We start from the raw sequence: 18,426 nt of genomic DNA, 5'->3' as shown, positions 1-18,426 counted from the left end.
TTAGAAAATCATGACATTGATCATACATTAGGACAAAATAGACTCGATGATCTCCGCCAACTTGGCAAGACTGCGCTCCATGTCATCCAGGGACGCGAAGGCATATGACAGACGGATATACTGGTTCGCGTCCCGGTCGTACAGATGGCCGGGATTGATAAGAATGTTCCGGCGCAGCGCCAGGTCGAACAGGGTTCTCGCGGGGAGCGGGGCATGCAGCTTGAGCCAGACATAAAAGCCGCCGTCAGGCACTTTCCAGCTGGCGATACCAGCGAAATGCTTGTCCAGCCTGTTCAACATGACGGCACGACGCTCCCTCAGCCGTTCGCGAACCCGCTCCATATGCTGCTCGTACATTCCGCTGCCAAGCCACTCGGCGGCAGCTTGCTGGGACAATGTGCTGGAGCCGTAATCGCTTTGCATCTTGATGTCGGCGAGCCGCTCCAGCACGGGCTGAGGCCCGGCGATCCAGCCGATGCGCAGGCCAGGGCTGACCGTCTTGGAAAAGCTGCCGAGATAGAGGACGTTCCCGCTGGCATCCCGGGCTTTAAGCGGGCGGGGAGGGGGCGTGTCCAGCCATAAGTCGCGGTATACGTCGTCTTCGATTACCGGCAGGCCCCCGGCCTCGGCAACCTCCATCAGCTGCCCGCGGCGTGCCTCGCTCATTGTCGTACCCGACGGGTTATGGAATGTCGGGATCGTATACAGCAAAGAAGCGTTGTATTGCTTCGCGTATGCACCGGCCAAATCGGCCCGCAGGCCGTTCTCGTCCATTGGGACGCCGCGCAGCTTCATGCCCGTGGATTGAAACACGGGAACGGAGTACAGGTAGGAGGGACGCTCTACCAGTACGGCCGACCCCGGCTCGAGCAACCCGACAGAGATGAGCTGCAGCGCCTGCAGCGCCCCGGAGACGATAAGCACGGAAGCAGGAGAGGCCGCGATGCCGAGCTTCTGGAGCCGGGCTGCAAGCAGCTTGCGAAGCCGCAGGTCTCCCATCGGCTCCCCATATCCCAGAGGGGGAGTCTGATCCGCCATGCGGCGCAGTACATTGCTCATCTCCAGGTGCGGAAGCAGCTCGGGCGACAGCTCTCCCGTGCCGAGCCGGATAACACCGGGATGGAACTCGGCGCGGTTGATCTCCTGGACGGCGGGCAGGTTGGGCCGATGGATGCCGGACTTGACGTAGTCGTTCCAATTTGTCGGCGGCGTAGCGGCGAGCGCCCCCCACGTATGGTTGACTACTCGGGTACCGCCGCCCTTGCAGCCCTCCAGCATCCCGGCGGCCGTGAGCTCATCCAAGGCGGTCACAACCGTGCTGCGGTTCACCTTGAAGGCCTCGGCCAATTTGCGCTGCGAAGGGATGCGGGTGCCTACCGGCCACTCGCCGCCGACGATTTTGTCCCGGATATACTGTGTGATTTGCATATGCAGCGGGGTAGCCGATTGCCGGCTGGGCTGCCAGTGGGATTGCTCCATAACCAACCTCCAACGTCGCGATGTGCAGGTGCGCAGTGGCACCATGCCAAGTTTTATTTAATCCAATTATATAATTTGGTTGGTTTGTTATCCATCCAAATGGCTGGAGCCAAACCCGTCCCTTACTGCTTACAATGAGAACAGCAACTTTTGCAGAAAACGGAGGAATCATTGTATGTGGGAAGCGACGATTTATGGCCTGGTCTTGGCATTTGGACTAATATTGCCGCTTGGCGTGCAAAATGTATTCGTATTTAACCAGGGGGCAGGGCACCGCAAATTTCATCACGCGCTGCCTGCGGTCATTACGGCGGCATTATGCGATACACTGTTAATCGTGCTTGCCGTTGCCGGGGTCTCCCTGATCGTTCTGACGATATCCTGGCTGAAAATATTGCTGTTCATTGTCGGTGCCCTGTTCATGCTGTACATGGGCTGGTCGATTTGGCGGAGCCGTCCGGATTTACCTGCGGCTGGTGAAGCCAGCCTCCCGGCGGGTAAACAAATTTTATTCGCGCTTTCCGTATCGCTGCTCAATCCCCATGCTATCATGGATACGATCGGCGTGATCGGCACGAGCTCGCTTCGCTTCGAGGGACTGGATAAAGCCCTGTTTGCCGGCGCGGCCATCGCTGTCTCGTGGGTCTGGTTCGTGGGGCTGTGCTGGACGGGACGCTTGATTGGCGGCATAGATCCAAGCGGGAGGCTGCTGCGTCATATTAATAAGCTGTCAGCGCTCATCGTCTGGGCCATGGCAGGGTATATTGTGATTCAGTTATTTTGAGTAGAAAGCATGAATGGATAAAAAAGGAGAGATAATAAGATGCATAACGAAAATATTACCGATGCGATGAAGTCCGCGAACGAAACGATTGCCTTGCTGCTTAACCACCGCTCCATCCGTAAATTTACGGATCAAGCGTTGACGCGGGAGCAGGTCGAAACGATCGTTGCCGCCGGACAAACGGCTTCGTCTTCAAGCCATGTTCAAGCTTATAGCGTGATCGCCGTGACCGAGGAGCCGCTAAAAGCAGAGCTGGCCCGGCTTAGCGGCAATCAGGCTTACGTGTACAGCTGTCCCGTATTTTTGGTGTGGTGTGCCGATTTATCGAGATTGAAGGCAGCGGCGCTGAAACACCGGACCGGCCAGGAAACCTACGAAGGCTCGATGGAAAACCTAATCGTAGCGACCGTAGATACCGCTTTGGCTGCCCAGAACGCAGCGGTGGCCGCCGAGTCGCTGGGCCTCGGCATCGTGTATATCGGCGGTATCCGCAACCAGATCGCCGAGGTCGCCAGCCTGCTTGGTTTGCCGGAGCTCGTCTATCCCGTGTTCGGGATGTGCGTCGGTTACCCGGATCAAGAGCCCGTGCTTCGCCCAAGGCTGCCGCAGCAGGCGGTTCTGCATTGGAACAGCTATGACGCATCGGGATCGGAGAAGCACGTCGAACGGTATGACGAGATCATGTCGGCGTACTTGCGCGAAAGAACCGGGGGGGCCAAAGACACGCCATGGTCGGAGCTGATGGCGGACAAGCTCGCTCAGCCTTCGCGAATGCATATGGCCTCCTTTTTGCGTGACCGGGGGTTTGGCACGAAGTAAAGTAACTCCGTATTATACGCCTATATACCTATATACCTATATACCGTAAAAACGCCTCGTATTCTCGCGCAGCTGGCAGCGCGCCTCCTCCGGGGCGACACCTTGAAGGGCAGCCCAAGCTTCGGCAACCTTCAGTACCATGGTTGGCTGGGTAAGCTGCCCCGCAAACGGCCCTTCGAAAGGCCAGGGACCATCCGTCTCCGCCATCACCTGATCGGCGGGATAGCTGCGGGCGAGCTCCATGATTTCTGATTCATACAGCAGATCCGGGGTAAATGAAATGTAATAGCCGAGATCGGCCATTCTCTGCACCGTATGCTTCGCGCCTTTGAACCAGTGGAAATGGGCCTTGCGAATGCGATAGCGCTCCAATAGATCGCACACGAGATCTGCGTCCTCGTATACCGCATGAAGCACGACGGGTTTGCCGTACTGCCCGGCGAAGCTGAGGAACCGCTCCAGCAGGTGTACATAAGCGTTTAGGTCGAAGGGGCGGCCTTCCTTGGCCATTCGCCGGCGAAGATAGTAAGGCAGGCCGATTTCTCCTACAGCGATCATGCGGCGTTCCTCGCGCTCCATCCAGGATAACAGCCGGATGACCTCCTCCTCGTTAGGCAGGGGGTTCTCCGGATGATAGCCGAAGGCGGGATGAACGGTTTCCGGGTACCGCTCGGCGAGAGCCAGGTTAGCCATCGAAGACTCCAGATTTGTGGAAACGCACACAAGCCCCTCGATACCGCCGAACTGCATATTTTTCACAATACGCTTGATTTCGGCATCGTTATACTGATCCAGGTGAATATGGGCATCGATCATGTTCTGTTCATTTCCTCCTCAATCGTCTACATGACTTTGTTTACCTCATTATATCTGTTCAGCCAATAAACCACAGCTTCGCCCAAGTCGATCCAGTCCTTTTTAACGGTCATAAAGAGATATAAAGAGATGAAGGTCACGCTGGAAAAATAACGGGGCATGGTATAATTTCTCATGTATGAAATCAAGGAGGATTGCTATGTTCTTCAGCAAAGGCAGTGCCCTATCGGCGTTTGAAGACCTGGGGAGCGTCGGGTTTCGTCCATTTTCGGCCGCTTTTATCGCCTATATGCAGCAAATGGGATACCGCATGCAGCGGAGTTTCCCGGACTGTCAGTTTTCGTATCGATCGAAGGATGAATTACTGCTTATGCTGGAATGTGCCCGCAGATATAACTTCATGTACGGCGAAAATTTGCTGGTTTCTCTGGTGAACGGGGGAAAAGATCATTCACCGCTCTGGCTCAAGGTATGCCAAATGGAGAGCCGCGTGAGGAATAACGACGTACTGGGCGTGATCGTTGACAAGCTGTTTGAAAACCATATTCAACCGATCGTAAACACCGATGAGAAGGTGATCGGCTATGAGTTCTTGCTGCGGCCAGCCTCCAGGAGAAGACCGTTCAGCCCCCTTGAATTGTTTGCGGCGGCCAGAGAGAGCGGACTCCATTCCTCGCTGGACCAGGCGGCAAGGCTTGCGGCTATCGAGACGAGCGCGCGCCATCTGCCCCGGGGAATCAAAAGATTCATCAACATCTTGCCATCATCCATCGAGCGCCCCTGCCAATGCTTGAACGATACGTTCAAGACCATCGAGCGGTTCGCCCTAGATGCGCGCGATTTTGTATTCGAAGTGGTGGAGACAGAGCGGATTCGGCATATCGCTCATTTACAGCATATATTCGCAGTCTGCCGCGGCCATGGCATATCCATGGCGCTTGACGACGTGGGGGCAGGATTCTCCTCGGTGGTGGAAATGTCCCGGCTTCAGCCGGATTATGTGAAGATTGACCGCAGCATCGTGAGCGGCTGCCGGCATGACGCCCACAAACAACGGCAGATCAAGGAGATTATCAGGCGGGCCATTGATTTTGGCGGCAAAGTGCTTGTAGAGGGCGTTGAGCGGCGGGAGGATTTTGAATTTTGCCTCGATAGCGGTGCCGTGCTTGCGCAAGGATATTTATTCGGCCGCCCCGGAAAGCCGTGAAGAAATGATGAAGAGGGCAAAATGCCCTCCTGCCGTTTTTTTACAGTTCATTTGCTTTTTCCCTGCGGTCAGGATATAATTAACAATGGTCGATTCAAGTGATACAGCAGTTGAAATTCACCCTTTGAAAAGAGTGTCACCTTGTGAGATGGAGCTTTTTTCAATGTGTGAATTTTTTTTGTAAAAATGAACATGTTAATACTTTTAGGAGGTACCCTCATGGAAACTGGAACAGTAAAATGGTTTAACGCTGAGAAAGGCTTCGGCTTTATCGAAGTGGAAGGCGGAAACGATGTATTCGTACATTTCAGCGCGATTACAGGCGATGGCTTTAAGACGCTGGATGAAGGCCAACAAGTACAATTTAACGTTGTTCAAGGCAACCGCGGACCACAAGCCGAAAACGTAGTCAAACTTTAATGCAGGCTTAGCTGCTCTTAACGAATTCGTTAAGGGCAGTTCTGTTGAAGATGTTGATCGTGGTCTGTCTACAGTGAAATTACGTCCAAGGAGGATGAACATGAATTACCGTAAAAAAACGTTAGAAGAAATTCCTGAGGAGAACACGCCGGTCTGGTCTTGTACGAGCGAGAGCTGCAACGGATGGATGAGGGATAATTTTGCGTTTGATTACACTCCGGCATGTCCTCTGTGTTCCTCGGAAATGGAGAAGGGGATGCGCATGCTCCCTCAGTTGGTGAACACAAACTTGGATCAGAAGTCGCTGCCTAAAGGCGTAAGAATCGAATAGCTAGTCACTGATCGACAAGCAAAAGCAGCTGCAGCTCCAAACCACGGAGCGCAGCTGCTTTTTTGCATAATATAGAAGGCTGAGGAGCGAGATGGTTAGATCGCTGGTGGAGGGTGGCGGTCATCGAGCCTCTGGTTTTGCTAGTTAAATGTATTTTATACATCTAGTTAAGCTGTTTATTGAAAAAACCATGCGCTAAATGTAAACCATGCAGCTAGTTTGCCTAAAAAGAGCAAATTCGCCGAAAAACCTTGAAACTAAATGCAGGTTTTGCAGTTAGTTCCCTCTAACACGCCCAAAACGGATGAACTAACTGCATGAATTACATCTAGTTGCCTGGGCATGAATGCATCTAGTTACCCTGGTGCGAAATGCAACTAGTTACCCTGGTGCGAAATGCATCTAGTTATCCTGCTATGAAGTGCATCTAGTTACCTGATCTTGCCCATCGCCCATCTATTTACCTGATCCTGGCCATCTAGTTCATCCCAGTTGGTTATAGCTTTTCCAATACAAAATGGCGAGTTGCGTCCGGTCGCGAACCTGCAGCTTGGCGAGAATGTCGGTAATGTAGTTTTTGACGGTGCCCTCGCTAAGGAACAGCTTCTGGGCAATCTCCTTGTTGGACATGCCGTCCGCAATCAAGGCCACGACATTTTGCTCGGCTGCGGTTAGTCCTGCTGCCCGCAATTTGCTCTGTACGGAGTCGGCTGGCTCGGCGGAATCCAAGCTAGAAGAAGTTAAACCCGAAGAAGCCCCATCGGAAGTAGCCGAACCGGAAGAAGCCCCGCCAGAAGAAGCCCCATCGGAAGTAGCCAAACCCGGACGCTGCCCGGACCGTCCAGTCACATCCGCGGCTTTGAGTGCATCTACCCGGAGCATTCCGGTCAGCTTCCGGGCGATGTCCGGATGAATGAGCATGCTGCCGCTATGTACAGTTTTGATCCCCTCGATAATCCGGCTGGGCGGGATATTTTTGAGCAGATACCCGCTGGCGCCGCTTTGCAAGGCTTCGATAATGAACTCGTCATCATCGAAGGTGGTCAGGATGAGCACCGAGATTTGCGGAAAAAGCGCCTTGATCCGCTTTGTTCCTTCTACGCCGTCGCATTCCGGCATCCGGATATCCATGAGCACCACGTCCGGTACAGGCATCCCGCCGCTCTCCAGCTGATTTACAGCCTCCAATCCATGAGATGCAGTCCCGGCGACCTCGATTTGGGGATCCATGCCTATCAGCAAGGACAAGCTCTCCCGAATGAATGGATCGTCGTCCACGATCAATACGGATAAACGCTCTCCTGCAGCTGCGTTTGCGTTCGTTGTTGTGTTTGTCATGGCTGCCTATTCACGCTCCCGATTATAAAATTTCTCCTTGATGCGTTACGGGAAGCCGGGTGGTAACGGTAAAGCAAGGCTCAACCTCGACCTCCAGTCTTCCCCCCGCGACCTGGCATCGTTCCCGCATTCCCGACATCCCCAAGCCGGCCGCTCTGCCGATATCCCAGTGGGGCGGCGGCAGCGTTCCGTCATTGCTGACGGCCATACGGATTTCGTCCTCCTCGTAGTACAGCCGGATTTCAACTGCACCGGGCTGACCGTGCTTTAATGCATTGGTCAGGGCTTCCCGCGCATTTTTATACAGAATGATCTCCAGGCTCGGATATAAAGGGTAAGGCTGCCCCTCTACGGACAGCGTCGTCCGGATGCCGTTCTCCCGGCCGATTTCCTCCAGCATCAGGCTCAGCGCCTGAATTCCCGTCGTCTCGGAAGGCGGCTTCAGTCGGCGCACTGTGGCACGCAGCTGGTCGAGACCGGCAGAGAGCTGATCCCGAATTTGCCCGAGCAGGGCCATTCCCTTGTCAGGATCGGCAGGGACGACATGCAGTGCGGCTTCCATCATCATTTTGGCGCGGATCAGGCGATGCCCGAGATCATCGTGAAGCTCCCTCGAAATCCGCGTTCGCTCCTCAGCTTGGGCAGCGCCTTCCACCTGCTTGCTGAACAGCATTAAACGGCGATGGGTCTCATTGAGCTCGTAATGCCGTCTGCGGAGGTCATCGTATTTTTGCTGGAGCTCGTCCTGCTTGGCCTTGAATAGCTGGAGATAGGCGAGAATGCCTGCCAGCAACGATAGAAACAGCTGCACGCCGAACCTCGAGATTAGCGGCTCAGACAGCATTGTGAAGAATAGCGAGCCGAAATGAAGCGCAAACAGACTGATCCGCACGAACCTGCCGGGCATGGACGAGTAGACGAAAACTGGTGCCAGAGCCGACAGGCTGGCAAGTCCGCCGTAAATATAGCAAAGCCACGCCGAATAGGCGATGAGCATAAGGCACCAAGCCGTTAAATGGATGCTCGCCTTCGCGAAGCGCCCCAGTACGGCCAAGGCGAACAAGGCCAGCATATGGATGACGTATCGGTCATAAGGAGGGGTTTGCAGCAGGAAAATATGGAAAAATCCCGGGAGCAAAATCATCCCGTACAGAAAAGGAAGAAGCGAAGGCTTCTTCATCGTTCTCAACCCTTTTCATCGAAATAAGATGCAATTATTATAGCATTCCTATGAGAGTTCGGGTGCGGCAAATGGTGACTTTCGTCATTTTATATTGGTGACTATCGATACCTTACGCGGGAAGCGAGGCCTGATACAATGACTACAGAGTCAAAGATGCGTGGGAGGGCGAAACCAGAATGGCGTTCGTAGAAGTAAACAATGTCGTAAAAAGATACGGAGACAAATTGTCCGTCGATCACTTGAATATGACCATCGAAGCCGGGGAAATATTCGGGCTCCTCGGCCCTAACGGAGCAGGGAAAAGCACGACCATGAACATGATCGTCGGGCTGCTGCCGATGGATCAAGGCAGTATTACGGTCGATGGAATCCAAGTCAAGGAGCGGCCGATCGATGTAAAGCGCAGAATCGGGCTCGTTCCCCAGGACTTGGCGTTATATGAAAATATGTCTGCGGCGGACAACGTGACATTTTTTGGCCGGTTGTACGGCTTGCGGGGATGGGAGCTGAAGGAACGGGTGAAGGAAGCGCTGCGGTTCGTTGGTCTGGAGGAGCGGGCTAAGCAGCTGCCGCATACGTTCTCCGGGGGAATGAAGCGGCGACTCAATATTGCCTGCTCGATCGTTCATCGCCCCAAACTGATCATTATGGATGAGCCAACCGTGGGGATCGATCCCCAGTCACGGAATCATATTTTGGAATCGGTGCGGGAATTGAACCGCATGGGTTCGACAGTAATCTATACAAGCCATTACATGGAGGAGGTCGCCTCCTTATGCGACAGGGTAGCGATTGTTGATCAAGGCCATGTCATTGCCTGCGGGACAGAGCAGGAGCTCCGGGAGCGGGTTGCCGGCGAGGAGAAAATCATTATGACGGCCTCCGGCATAGGAGAAGCGGTATTGTTTGAACTGAAGCAGCACCCGCGGATCACCCGCATTCTGGAGACCGAGCATGGGCTGGAGCTGTACACACCTTCTTCGCAGAACGAGCTGCAGGATATTTTGTACATTTGCGCCAAGCATGACGCCGTGATTCATTCTGTAGTATGCGAGCAGCCGACGCTGGAGACGCTGTTCCTCAATCTGACCGGGCGTACGCTGCGGGATTAGGACTAGGAGGGATATGCTGTGAAGCTATGGACAATCGCCTGGTTCGAGCTGCGGATGCTTACGCGGACGCGCGCTGTGTTATTGAACTTATTTTTACTGCCGATGGTGCTTATTTTCATTTTGGGCAACGCCCTTTCCAGCAACTTTAAAGGCGAGGCGGAAGCTTCGGTAGAGCAGGCCAGGGTCATGATCGTGGAGCCGAATACAGAGAGAATGCCAGCAAAGGAAGAGATTAAAGCTGGTTTAGGGCTCCGGGAGTTTTTGAACAGTCCGGAAATTAAACAAAGAATGCAGGTTGAAAAGACCGCGAGCCGCGAAGAGGCGGTTGAAGCCTTGACCCGTGGCGAAGCGGATTTCGCCGTCGTCATTCCGCCTGATTTCGAGGAGCGCGTAACAGCAGGGAAGGAAGCGCACTGGGAGCTCATTCCCGGAAAAGACAGCATGAAGAATTACGTCGTTCAGATGATTTTCCATGCCTATTTGGATGAGGTTAATCGGATGCAGGCAGCGATCATTGCTCTTGGCCCGCGGGGAATTGGAGAAGCCATGGGAACGATGAACGGGCTGGAGGAGACGTACGTGGAGACCGCCACGCTGAATGAAGGGGGCGAGACCTACTCCGCTTTTCAATACTACGCCGCTGCCATGCTGATCATGTTCCTCCTGTATTCGGGACTGTCGGCCAGCATCAGCTTATCCGAAGAGAAGCGCAAGAAGACGCTGTACCGTTTAAATTCGATGCCCGTCAGCACGCTGGAGATATTTATGGGGAAAATCGCCGGGAACAGCCTGGTCGCTTATTTACAGGCCGCCGTCATTATTTGCGGAACGTCATGGTTCTACGGTGTGGATTGGGGCAGTCATCTATGGCTTTTGATCCTGACCTGCCTGCTCGTGGTGATCGCCTCCATGATGCTGTCCGTGATCATTACCTTGTTAACCCAATCACCTGCGGTTGCCCGTTCGGCCGTCGTGACGGTCATCGTCGTCATGACTTTTCTGAGCGGGGGGTTCCAGCCGCTGCCGATGGAAATCATTCAACGGATGGGCGAATTTACGGTGAACCACTGGGCGCTTCAGGCTATACTGCGTTTGATGCTCGGGGCGGATCCGGCCGAGGTCATGCATTACCTGATGATGCTGGGCTTATTCTGCGGCCTGCTGCTTGCCGCCGGCATCGTTTCATATCGGAAGGTGGGTTATCATGAGTAGCTTGACGATTGCCTGGAATGTCATAAGACGAACGATCGGCACCAAAAAAGGGCTGCTCGGCTACATCCTGCTGCCGTGCGTCGTTATCTCTCTCGTCATCGCCCTGCTGGGGCAGGAAGAAATGACGCTGTCGCAAATCGCGTACGTGGATCGGGATCAGGGGTTGGCCAGCGCGTTCCTGCTGGAGGAGCTGGCTGACAAGCCCGGCTATACCTTAAAGGAATATGAGGATGATGCGGCGATGAAGGATGCGCTGCTGTCCAAAAAAGCCGCAATAGGCTTTGCCATCCCGGCCGGGTTCACCGAAGGAGTCCGCTCCGGACGCGTCCCCAAGCTTCAGGTATATGATTTGGTGACGAGCGAGGCGACCTTTACCCTTAGAATTAACCTGGATGGGCTTGTACGGGGCATGGCGGCTTCCGCAGGGATGATTAAGACCGCTGCCGGAGAGGATGAACGGGACAACGCAGTGCTGGCTAATGTGTACCGGGAGACGGGAAAACACCGCGTAACCGCCATCGATCAGGAACTTCGGCTCTACCCGAAGGAGGGGCTTAGCACGGTCACCGGCTTTACGCTCTTGTTCCTGATGAGCTTAATCAGCAGCTCGGTGACCCAAATTGTTGAGGACCGCAGCAAGCGGACGATGGCCCGCATCTATAGTGCACCGGTCAGAGCGTGGGAAATCGCCGCGGGCAATTTTCTCGGCAGCTTCATTGTCGGCGTGATCCAGATTGCGGTCGTGCTGATGCTCAGCCGCTGGGTGCTGCGATATGATGCCGGCATCCCGCTGCATCTGCACTTCATCGTACTGGCTGCGTTCATGCTCGTCGCGATGGGCATCGCAAGTGCGGCCGCCGGATTGATTCGCAATCCGCAGAACGCCGGGATGCTGAACAATCTGATCATTACCCCGACCTGTATGATCGGGGGCTGCTTCTGGCCGATTTCCTTCATGCCGGAATACATGCAGAAGGCAGCTAATTTCGTGCCGCAGAAGTGGACGATCGAGGCTATCGAGCTGCTCTCCTCGGGAAGCAGCCTGAAGGGAGTCGTTGCTCCGCTGCTTATTCTGGTGCTCATGGCGTTCGTGCTGCTGATCATCGGTTCGGCGATCCTGCGCCCTAGCGAGGGGCAGTCAAGGGCATAAGAGATGGGGGGAGTATTTTTGCGGCATCAAAAAACAGGTTATCCGGTGACGGTTGGCGTCATCTGGATAACCTGTTTGCCATTCAAGGGCTTAGCAGAGAAAATATAGTGGAAAAAGATTGCATCCCTATATAAAATTTAATATGTTGGAAAGAAGCTTGGGTTTGGTTAGCCCGCATGATTTTGTCCCGTTATGCGGCGGTATTCCTTAAGCATGAATAGCCGCCAGCGGAGGATCATTCCGTAGGCCAGCAGGAAAAATACGGAGCCCGTCTGGAGCACCGAGATATATTGCTCCACGACTTCATGCAGGACGAGCCTTAGCGCAAGCAAGCCGATCAGGATATAGGCGAAGCCGCGGGTCCGTTTAGCGTATACCTCGCCGTCGATCAGTTCGAATTGGGTACTGCGATTCAGCGGGTAAGAGAAGAACAACCAGCCTACGGCAAAGGCGATGGCGCCCCAAAGAACCTGTATATGAAATTCAGGAACGATGAACATCCCGAAGCCGGTAGTCATGCCTAGCGGCGGAATAATAATCTTCTTGACCGTTACGGGTCTGCGGCTGGCTTTTAACCGGATAAACAACGCGAGCGCCGCCATGACGATGGCTCCAACGGTTACAAAAACCTGCATATAAGAAGGAATGGTAATATTCATGAAATGTCCCTTTCTTGAACATGTGTAGTTGGCGAGATCATTATAACATAAATCACTTACCGAAAATAAAAATGAGCCCAGGCTCCCGGATTCATGGGCATGCCCGTGTTTCAAGGATATGACGGAAAGGGGAAAGGAATATGAACAGCGAGTTTACGGTGGCCCTGCATTGCCTTCTTTTTCTGCAGATGAATGCCCATTGCATCGCCAACAGCGAGAAAATTGCAGCGAGTGTGGCCACGCATCCTGCCCGAGTCCGCAAAGTATTGAGCCTGCTGCGAAAGCAAGGGTATGTGTCGACGAAAGAAGGCGTGGGCGGCGGTTACCTGCTCAGCGCCGACTTGAATGCCATCAGCCTTGGCGATTTGTACCGCCTGTTCGCTAGAGGCACCCTTCAGCCGGGCTGGTGCTCGGGCAGCCAGGAATCGCCCTGCCAGGTATCCTCGAAGATGCGTGACGTAATGGACCGGATCTTTGCTGGAGGCGAAGATCAGCTTGAGCGGTATTTTGACGAAATCAAAGTATCCCGCGTGAAGGGATTGCTTCAAGAGCTGCGGGCTGAGGCAGGTTCGTAAATCAATAAACCTATAGGGGGAAAAGTCTATGAGTATCTTTAAGCCAGAGGAGCAGTATTTCTACGTTGGGGGTTACTCTTCCAGAGAAGAAGCGGGAATCCATCTTTGCAGCTTAAATACAAGCAGTGGAGAGCTTCGTCTTATTCACGGCACCTCAGATATCGAGAACCCGTCTTTTCTTATTGTAGCGGATAAACAACATGCAGGACGTCAGGCGGCTGCACACGTCGTGCAGAAAAATGTAAGCGATACCGCGGCAGATTCGGCCAATCCTGCCATCCCTGCCATCCCTACCAGCCCTACCACCCCTACCATCCCTACCAGCCCGTCAGCTGATGGTGCGGGAACAATGCGGCTGTATGCTGTCTTGGAATGCGAGGAAGGCAAGGTCGCTGCCTATAGCATTAATCCGCAGGACGGCAAGCTGAACCTGCTTGAAACGGTACGAACGGACGGTGCAAGCCCGTGCCATTTGTCGCTGTCCCCTTCCGGGCATCTGCTTGTCGCCAACTATTCCAGCGGCCATGTCAACAGCTTTGAATTAAACGGAGAGGGGACCTTAGTCCAAATGGCGGCGGCTGTTCAGCATGTAGGCAGCGGCTTCCGCCAGGATCGCCAGGAGGCGGCTCATGCTCACAGCGCAGTCCCGTCCAAGGATGGCAAATATGCCTTCGTATCCGATCTGGGTCTGGACCAGATCGTTATTTACAGGCTGGATGACGGCAAACTCGTTACGCACCGTGAGGTGGCGCTGCCGCCTGGAGCGGGGCCAAGGCATTTCATTATCCATCCGTCCGATACGTTCGCTTACGGTATCAATGAGCTGAACAACACAGTGACCGTGTTTGCGTACAACCCAACCCATGGTATTTTGGAAATTATTCAGCATATAAGCACTTTGCCCGAGGACTTTACCGAAGAGAGCTATGCGGCGGACATTCATCTGTCACCGGACAGCAAGTATGTATACGCATCGAACCGTGGTCACGACAGCATTGTCCGCTTCAAGCTGGACTCTTCAACCGGACAGCTTAGCGCCCCGGAGTGGACTAGTGCCGGCGGAAAGTGGCCGCGCAACTTTGCCGTCCTGGACGACTATGTGCTCGTGGCAAACCAGTTCAGCAGCAGCATCACCCTGCTCCGCCGTAACCGGGCCACCGGCAGCCTTTCGCCAGCCGACAGCGTGCTGGAGGTGAAGGAGCCTTCCTGCATCGCGGTTGTTCCACGGTAGCACACTGATCTGTGGCTTGACTTGGATACAGGTATCTGTGAAGTGAGATGACAGCTGGTAGCAGGCAGCAGTAGCGGATTAGCGAGTAGTGGCTTAGCTAGTAGTAAGTAGTGAGTTGGTTGGTATTGCAAATAGAGAGTTGGTTGGCGTGCGAGCAGTGGATTAGATAGCTTGAGCGAGTAAGCTGGTGTATAAGAGTTAGTAAGCTGGTATGCAGTGGCAGGGCATATGCGAACCTAACGGACACAGGGGGCGCTATTTGCGAAATAACGGGAAATTTAGAGGGCTAACGGACCTGTGTTCCGCTATTGCTCCTAAAAGCATGTTTCAGGCAGTCCATTTGGCCAAATAACGGAACCAGGGTCCGTAAGCACCGGTGAAAGAGGTCTATTTCAACATTTAGCGGATCTCCTGTCCATTAGGAAGCAGCCAATTCCGAGGGGGCTGCGGCATCCATACCGGCCGAGCCCACCAAGCCCACCAAGCACCCCGAGAACACCGAGCCCACCGAGCCCACCGAGCCCACCAAGCCCACCAAGCACACCGAGCCCACCGAGCCCACCGAGCCCACCGAGCACACCAACACATCAAACACACCAGCCCCACCGTTTCCATCAACCCACAGTCTCTAAACCTCACGAAGCTACGCCCTCAACCCCGCTGAAGATTGAAGGACAGGCCGGTCGGCCTTGTCCTTTTTTTACATACCTAAACTACCTAATGCACCTCAAAAATGTGCTTAAACAAGGGAATATAAGCTTCTCTTATAGATTTTTAATACATTTCCAATAAAAGTGTTTGACAAGAAAACCCAGCGCATATAGAATACAATCATAGCACACTAAACAGGTAGGAATAATTAAAATAGGTTCTCACCGTACGGACGGAGGAACGCTCTACTTGCCTTGGCAGACACGGTAGCAGTTTCGGTCTGACCGAAGGGGCTGGAGCGTTTCTCTTTCTATTTTTCCAGCTGAATTAATTGTTTTGCCAAGAGGACTTGATGATGATTTTAGCTTTTAGTTTTTTAGTTTTAGTTTCAAGCTTAGGTTTTGGGTTTTAGGTTTAGGTTTAGGTTTAGGTTTAGGTTTGAGATTGGGGTTCACGGAGATCTGGTTTCCAAAGAAAGAATAGGGGAGAGTGAGTTGGAGATGAAGAGAGTGTTGAAGCAATGGGTTGGGGTAAGTCTTGTATTGGCTATGGCCTTGGTTGTCGGGGCCTGCGGAAACGCCAGCAAGAGCGGTACGGATGCCAGTGCTTCGGGAGAGGGCGGAAAGGCAAAAGCGATCACTTTACTGAACGTATCCTACGATCCAACCCGGGAGCTGTACACGGAATTTAATAAAGCCTTCGCTGCTCATTGGGAGCAGGAGAAGGGCCAAAAGGTAAATATTAAGCAGTCACACGGCGGTTCAGGCAAGCAGGGCCGGGCAGTCATCGACGGGCTCGATGCAGATGTCGTCACACTAGCTCTCGGTTATGATATCGATGCGATCCAGAAAGCGGGATTGATTAACGAGGGTTGGCAGCAAAAGTACGAACATAACAGCTCGCCGTACACTTCGACGATCGTGTTCCTCGTTCGCAAAGGCAACCCGAAAGGCATCAAGGATTGGGACGATTTGATCAAGGATGGTATCGAGGTTATCACGCCTAACCCGCAGACCTCTGGCGGAGCTCGCTGGAACTATCTTGCGGCATGGGGATACGCGCTGCATCAGAACAATAATGATGAGGCGAAAGCGCAGGAGTTCGTGAAGCAACTGTATGAACACGTTCCCGTACTGGACAGCGGGGCCCGCGGAGCCACTACGACGTTCGTGGAACGCGGACTTGGCGATGTGCTGCTCGCCTGGGAGAACGAGGCCTGGCTGTCTGTAGAAGAGCTGGGACCAGATAAATTCGACATCATCTACCCGTCGGAAAGTATTCTTGCCGAGCCCCCTGTAGCTGTTGTAGATAAAAATGCTGACAAGAAAGGCACCCGCGAGGTAGCCGAGGCCTATCTGGAGTATTTGTATTCCGAGGAAGGCCAGACGATTGCGGCTGAAAATTACTACCGTCCAGTGCTGGACAGTGTAAAGAGCAAGTATCAGGATGCTTTTCCGGAAATTAAGCTGTTTACTATTGATGAACTATTTGGCGGATGGGCTGCAGCCCAGGAGAAGCATTTTAACGATGGCGGCATATTCACGCAAATTTATGCGCCAAAATAACCGACCGGACAAACGGAGGAGCGTCCTCACGCGAGATTGGGGACGCAGGTAGAAAGGATGAACAGGTATGCACAGTAGCACTTCAAAGCGCGGAGTACTTCCCGGGTTCGGGATTACGATGGGTTACAGCGTTCTTTATATTAGTTTAGTCGTTTTGATTCCGTTATCTGCGCTGCTGCTGAATTCTACAGGTCTAACCTGGGAGAAATTTTGGGATGTCGCGACAGATTCACGTGTGCTTGCTTCATATAAAATCAGCTTCCTGACCGCTGCGGCAGCGGGATTGATCGATACCGTGCTCGGTCTGTTGATCGCATGGGTACTCGTTCGCTATGAATTCCCTGGCAAAGGTATTTTTGATGCGATGATTGATCTTCCATTCGCCCTTCCTACCGCGGTGGCGGGGGTTTCGCTGACAGCGATTTATTCGGCTAACGGCTGGATTGGCTCCCTTTTCGAACCGCTAGGGATAAAAATCGCCTTCACGCCCATAGGCATTACGCTGGCCCTCATGTTCATAGGAATCCCCTTTGTCGTGAGAACAGTTCAGCCCGTACTTCAGGAGCTGGAGACGGAAGTGGAGGAAGCGGCGGCGACGCTTGGCGCCAGCCGGTTCAGAACGTTTCGTTCCGTCATCCTGCCTGAGCTGCTGCCGCCGCTTTTGACCGGCTTTGCCCTGGCCTTTGCACGCGGCATCGGGGAATATGGCTCGGTCGTCTTCATTTCCGGGAATATGCCCATGAAGACGGAGATTGCTCCGCTGCTTATTATGTCGAAGCTGGAGCAATTCGACTATGCCGGTGCTACAGCTGTGGCGCTCATCTTGCTGCTGATTTCATTCGTGCTGCTGCTGCTCATCAATTCCTTGCAGCGGAAAATCCGTAAAACTGCAAAGTGATGGCGATGACTGGCGGGAGGCGAATTACAATTGACCAGCTGGCCGATCAAGGAATGGCTTCGGCAGATATTGTTATCCAGTTTCAAGTATCAGAGTATTAAAGTGTCAAGGGGGATTAAGAAATGGCTGGCTCAGTACCGCTATCAACAAACAGGCCTTCCACGGCCAGACAGCGCAAAACCAATGAGTCTAGCGCCGTGAAGTGGATTCTGATCGGGGCGGCAGTACTCGTATTGCTGTGGCTTATCGTATTGCCCTTAATTGTCGTTCTTACCGAAGCCCTCAAACAGGGCTGGTTAGTTTATATCGAGGCCATTTCGGATCCGGATGCATTGTCGGCGCTAAAACTAACGCTGCTTGTCGCTGTCATTACCGTACCGCTAAACACGATATTCGGTGTAGCCGCAGCATGGGCGATCACGAAATTCAAGTTCCGCGGGAAGCAATGGCTTGTAACATTAATCGACCTTCCGTTTGCTGTATCTCCCGTGATCGGCGGCTTAATTTACGTATTGGTGTACGGGGCAAACGGCTGGTTTGGCCCATGGCTGCAGGAGCATGATTTGAAAATTATTTTTGCTCTGCCCGGCATTATTTTAGCGACCTTGTTTGTTACCTTCCCTTTTGTCGCCCGTGAATTGATCCCGTTAATGGAGGATCAGGGGCAGCAGGAGGAAGAGGCAGCGGTAATGCTTGGAGCGCGGGGCTTTAAAATATTTTGGAAAGTTACGCTTCCGAATATTAAATGGGGATTGCTCTACGGTATTATACTGTGTAATGCGCGAGCGATGGGGGAGTTTGGCGCCGTGTCCGTCGTTTCCGGCCATATCCGGGGCGAGACGAATACGCTTCCGCTGCACGTTGAAATATTGTACAACGAGTACCAGTTCTCGGCCTCGTTCGCTGTAGCCTCGTTATTGCTGCTGCTTGCACTTGTCACGCTTTTGTTTAAAAGCTGGTTTACACGTAAAAGCAACCACTGAAAATTCATTTTAT

The 18,426-nt window shown here is 53.3% G+C and carries 18 protein-coding genes; 13 read left to right on the top strand and 5 right to left on the bottom strand.

Annotated elements, in window-relative coordinates; all coding sequences use genetic code 11:
- Positions 1-27: 27 nt before the first annotated feature.
- Entirely contained in the window at positions 28-1,479 is a 1,452-nt protein-coding gene (locus tag G358_RS0101265) for an aminotransferase-like domain-containing protein (RefSeq protein ID WP_019635386.1), read from the bottom strand.
- 175 nt (positions 1,480-1,654) lie between these two features.
- Between G358_RS0101265 and G358_RS0101260 the strand changes: the two genes are divergently transcribed.
- Entirely contained in the window at positions 1,655-2,263 is a 609-nt protein-coding gene (locus G358_RS0101260) for a LysE/ArgO family amino acid transporter (protein ID WP_019635385.1), read from the top strand.
- 39 nt (positions 2,264-2,302) lie between these two features.
- Positions 2,303-3,082: an oxygen-insensitive NADPH nitroreductase gene (nfsA, locus tag G358_RS0101255; protein WP_019635384.1), complete on the top strand. Its 780-nt coding sequence runs from the start codon at positions 2,303-2,305 to the stop codon at positions 3,080-3,082.
- A 36-nt stretch (positions 3,083-3,118) separates the two neighbouring features.
- On the opposite strand, the gene G358_RS0101250 is transcribed toward nfsA, so the two are convergent.
- On the bottom strand, positions 3,119-3,898 hold the full coding sequence (locus tag G358_RS0101250; protein ID WP_019635383.1) for a TatD family hydrolase: 780 nt from the start codon (positions 3,896-3,898) through the stop codon (positions 3,119-3,121).
- A gap of 199 nt (positions 3,899-4,097) precedes the next feature.
- Here G358_RS0101250 and G358_RS0101240 point away from each other — a divergent pair, with 199 nt between their 5' ends.
- From G358_RS0101240 to G358_RS0101230, 3 genes are all read left to right on the top strand, one after another.
- Positions 4,098-5,105 carry an EAL domain-containing protein gene (locus G358_RS0101240; RefSeq protein WP_019635381.1) on the top strand — a complete coding sequence of 336 codons (1,008 nt, stop codon included), beginning with the start codon at positions 4,098-4,100 and terminating at the stop codon, positions 5,103-5,105.
- A gap of 219 nt (positions 5,106-5,324) precedes the next feature.
- Entirely contained in the window at positions 5,325-5,525 is a 201-nt protein-coding gene (locus tag G358_RS0101235) for a cold-shock protein (RefSeq protein WP_019635380.1), read from the top strand.
- Between the two features lie 100 nt (positions 5,526-5,625).
- Positions 5,626-5,856, top strand: coding sequence for a cold-shock protein (locus G358_RS0101230; RefSeq protein WP_019635379.1), 231 nt, complete (start codon positions 5,626-5,628; stop codon positions 5,854-5,856).
- Between the two features lie 483 nt (positions 5,857-6,339).
- On the opposite strand, the gene G358_RS33775 is transcribed toward G358_RS0101230, so the two are convergent.
- Positions 6,340-7,194 (bottom strand): response regulator transcription factor, encoded by an 855-nt coding sequence (locus tag G358_RS33775; RefSeq protein WP_019635378.1) that lies wholly within the window; start codon positions 7,192-7,194, stop codon positions 6,340-6,342.
- A gap of 22 nt (positions 7,195-7,216) precedes the next feature.
- Positions 7,217-8,374, bottom strand: a complete 1,158-nt coding sequence (locus G358_RS0101220) for a sensor histidine kinase (RefSeq protein ID WP_019635377.1) — start codon at positions 8,372-8,374, stop codon at positions 7,217-7,219.
- Positions 8,375-8,553: 179 nt separating this feature from the next.
- Here G358_RS0101220 and G358_RS0101215 point away from each other — a divergent pair, with 179 nt between their 5' ends.
- From G358_RS0101215 to G358_RS0101205, 3 genes are read left to right on the top strand one after another with little or no spacing between them, the layout of a single operon-like run.
- Complete coding sequence (locus G358_RS0101215) at positions 8,554-9,489, top strand: ABC transporter ATP-binding protein (RefSeq protein WP_019635376.1); 936 nt, start codon at positions 8,554-8,556, stop codon at positions 9,487-9,489.
- 18 nt (positions 9,490-9,507) lie between these two features.
- A complete protein-coding gene (locus G358_RS0101210) occupies positions 9,508-10,701 on the top strand; it encodes an ABC transporter permease (protein ID WP_019635375.1) in 1,194 nt (397 codons plus the stop codon).
- Positions 10,694-11,851, top strand: a complete 1,158-nt coding sequence (locus G358_RS0101205) for an ABC transporter permease (RefSeq protein WP_019635374.1) — start codon at positions 10,694-10,696, stop codon at positions 11,849-11,851. The genes G358_RS0101210 and G358_RS0101205 overlap by 8 nt, the downstream gene beginning before the upstream one ends.
- Before the next feature lie 167 nt (positions 11,852-12,018).
- On the opposite strand, the gene G358_RS0101200 is transcribed toward G358_RS0101205, so the two are convergent.
- Positions 12,019-12,510: a CcdC family protein gene (locus G358_RS0101200; RefSeq protein WP_019635373.1), complete on the bottom strand. Its 492-nt coding sequence runs from the start codon at positions 12,508-12,510 to the stop codon at positions 12,019-12,021.
- Between the two features lie 140 nt (positions 12,511-12,650).
- Between G358_RS0101200 and G358_RS0101195 the strand changes: the two genes are divergently transcribed.
- The 5 genes from G358_RS0101195 (at position 12,651) to cysW (ending at position 18,413) form a co-directional block, all read left to right on the top strand.
- On the top strand, positions 12,651-13,085 hold the full coding sequence (locus G358_RS0101195) for an Rrf2 family transcriptional regulator (protein WP_019635372.1): 435 nt from the start codon (positions 12,651-12,653) through the stop codon (positions 13,083-13,085).
- A gap of 28 nt (positions 13,086-13,113) precedes the next feature.
- Positions 13,114-14,316, top strand: coding sequence for a lactonase family protein (locus G358_RS29280; protein ID WP_019635371.1), 1,203 nt, complete (start codon positions 13,114-13,116; stop codon positions 14,314-14,316).
- Positions 14,317-15,467: 1,151 nt separating this feature from the next.
- Positions 15,468-16,532, top strand: coding sequence for a sulfate ABC transporter substrate-binding protein (locus G358_RS0101185; protein WP_026341989.1), 1,065 nt, complete (start codon positions 15,468-15,470; stop codon positions 16,530-16,532).
- A 67-nt stretch (positions 16,533-16,599) separates the two neighbouring features.
- Complete coding sequence (gene cysT / locus G358_RS0101180; protein ID WP_019635369.1) at positions 16,600-17,430, top strand: sulfate ABC transporter permease subunit CysT; 831 nt, start codon at positions 16,600-16,602, stop codon at positions 17,428-17,430.
- A gap of 122 nt (positions 17,431-17,552) precedes the next feature.
- Positions 17,553-18,413, top strand: coding sequence for a sulfate ABC transporter permease subunit CysW (gene cysW, locus G358_RS0101175; RefSeq protein WP_019635368.1), 861 nt, complete (start codon positions 17,553-17,555; stop codon positions 18,411-18,413).
- The last annotated feature ends 13 nt before the right edge of the window (positions 18,414-18,426 follow it).

The sequence above is a fragment of the Paenibacillus fonticola DSM 21315 genome (assembly GCF_000381905.1).
In the GTDB taxonomy this organism is placed as follows: domain Bacteria; phylum Bacillota; class Bacilli; order Paenibacillales; family Paenibacillaceae; genus Fontibacillus; species Fontibacillus fonticola.
The sequence above is the reverse complement of the archived record's forward strand: the minus strand, read 5'-3'. Positions and strand labels throughout refer to the sequence as shown.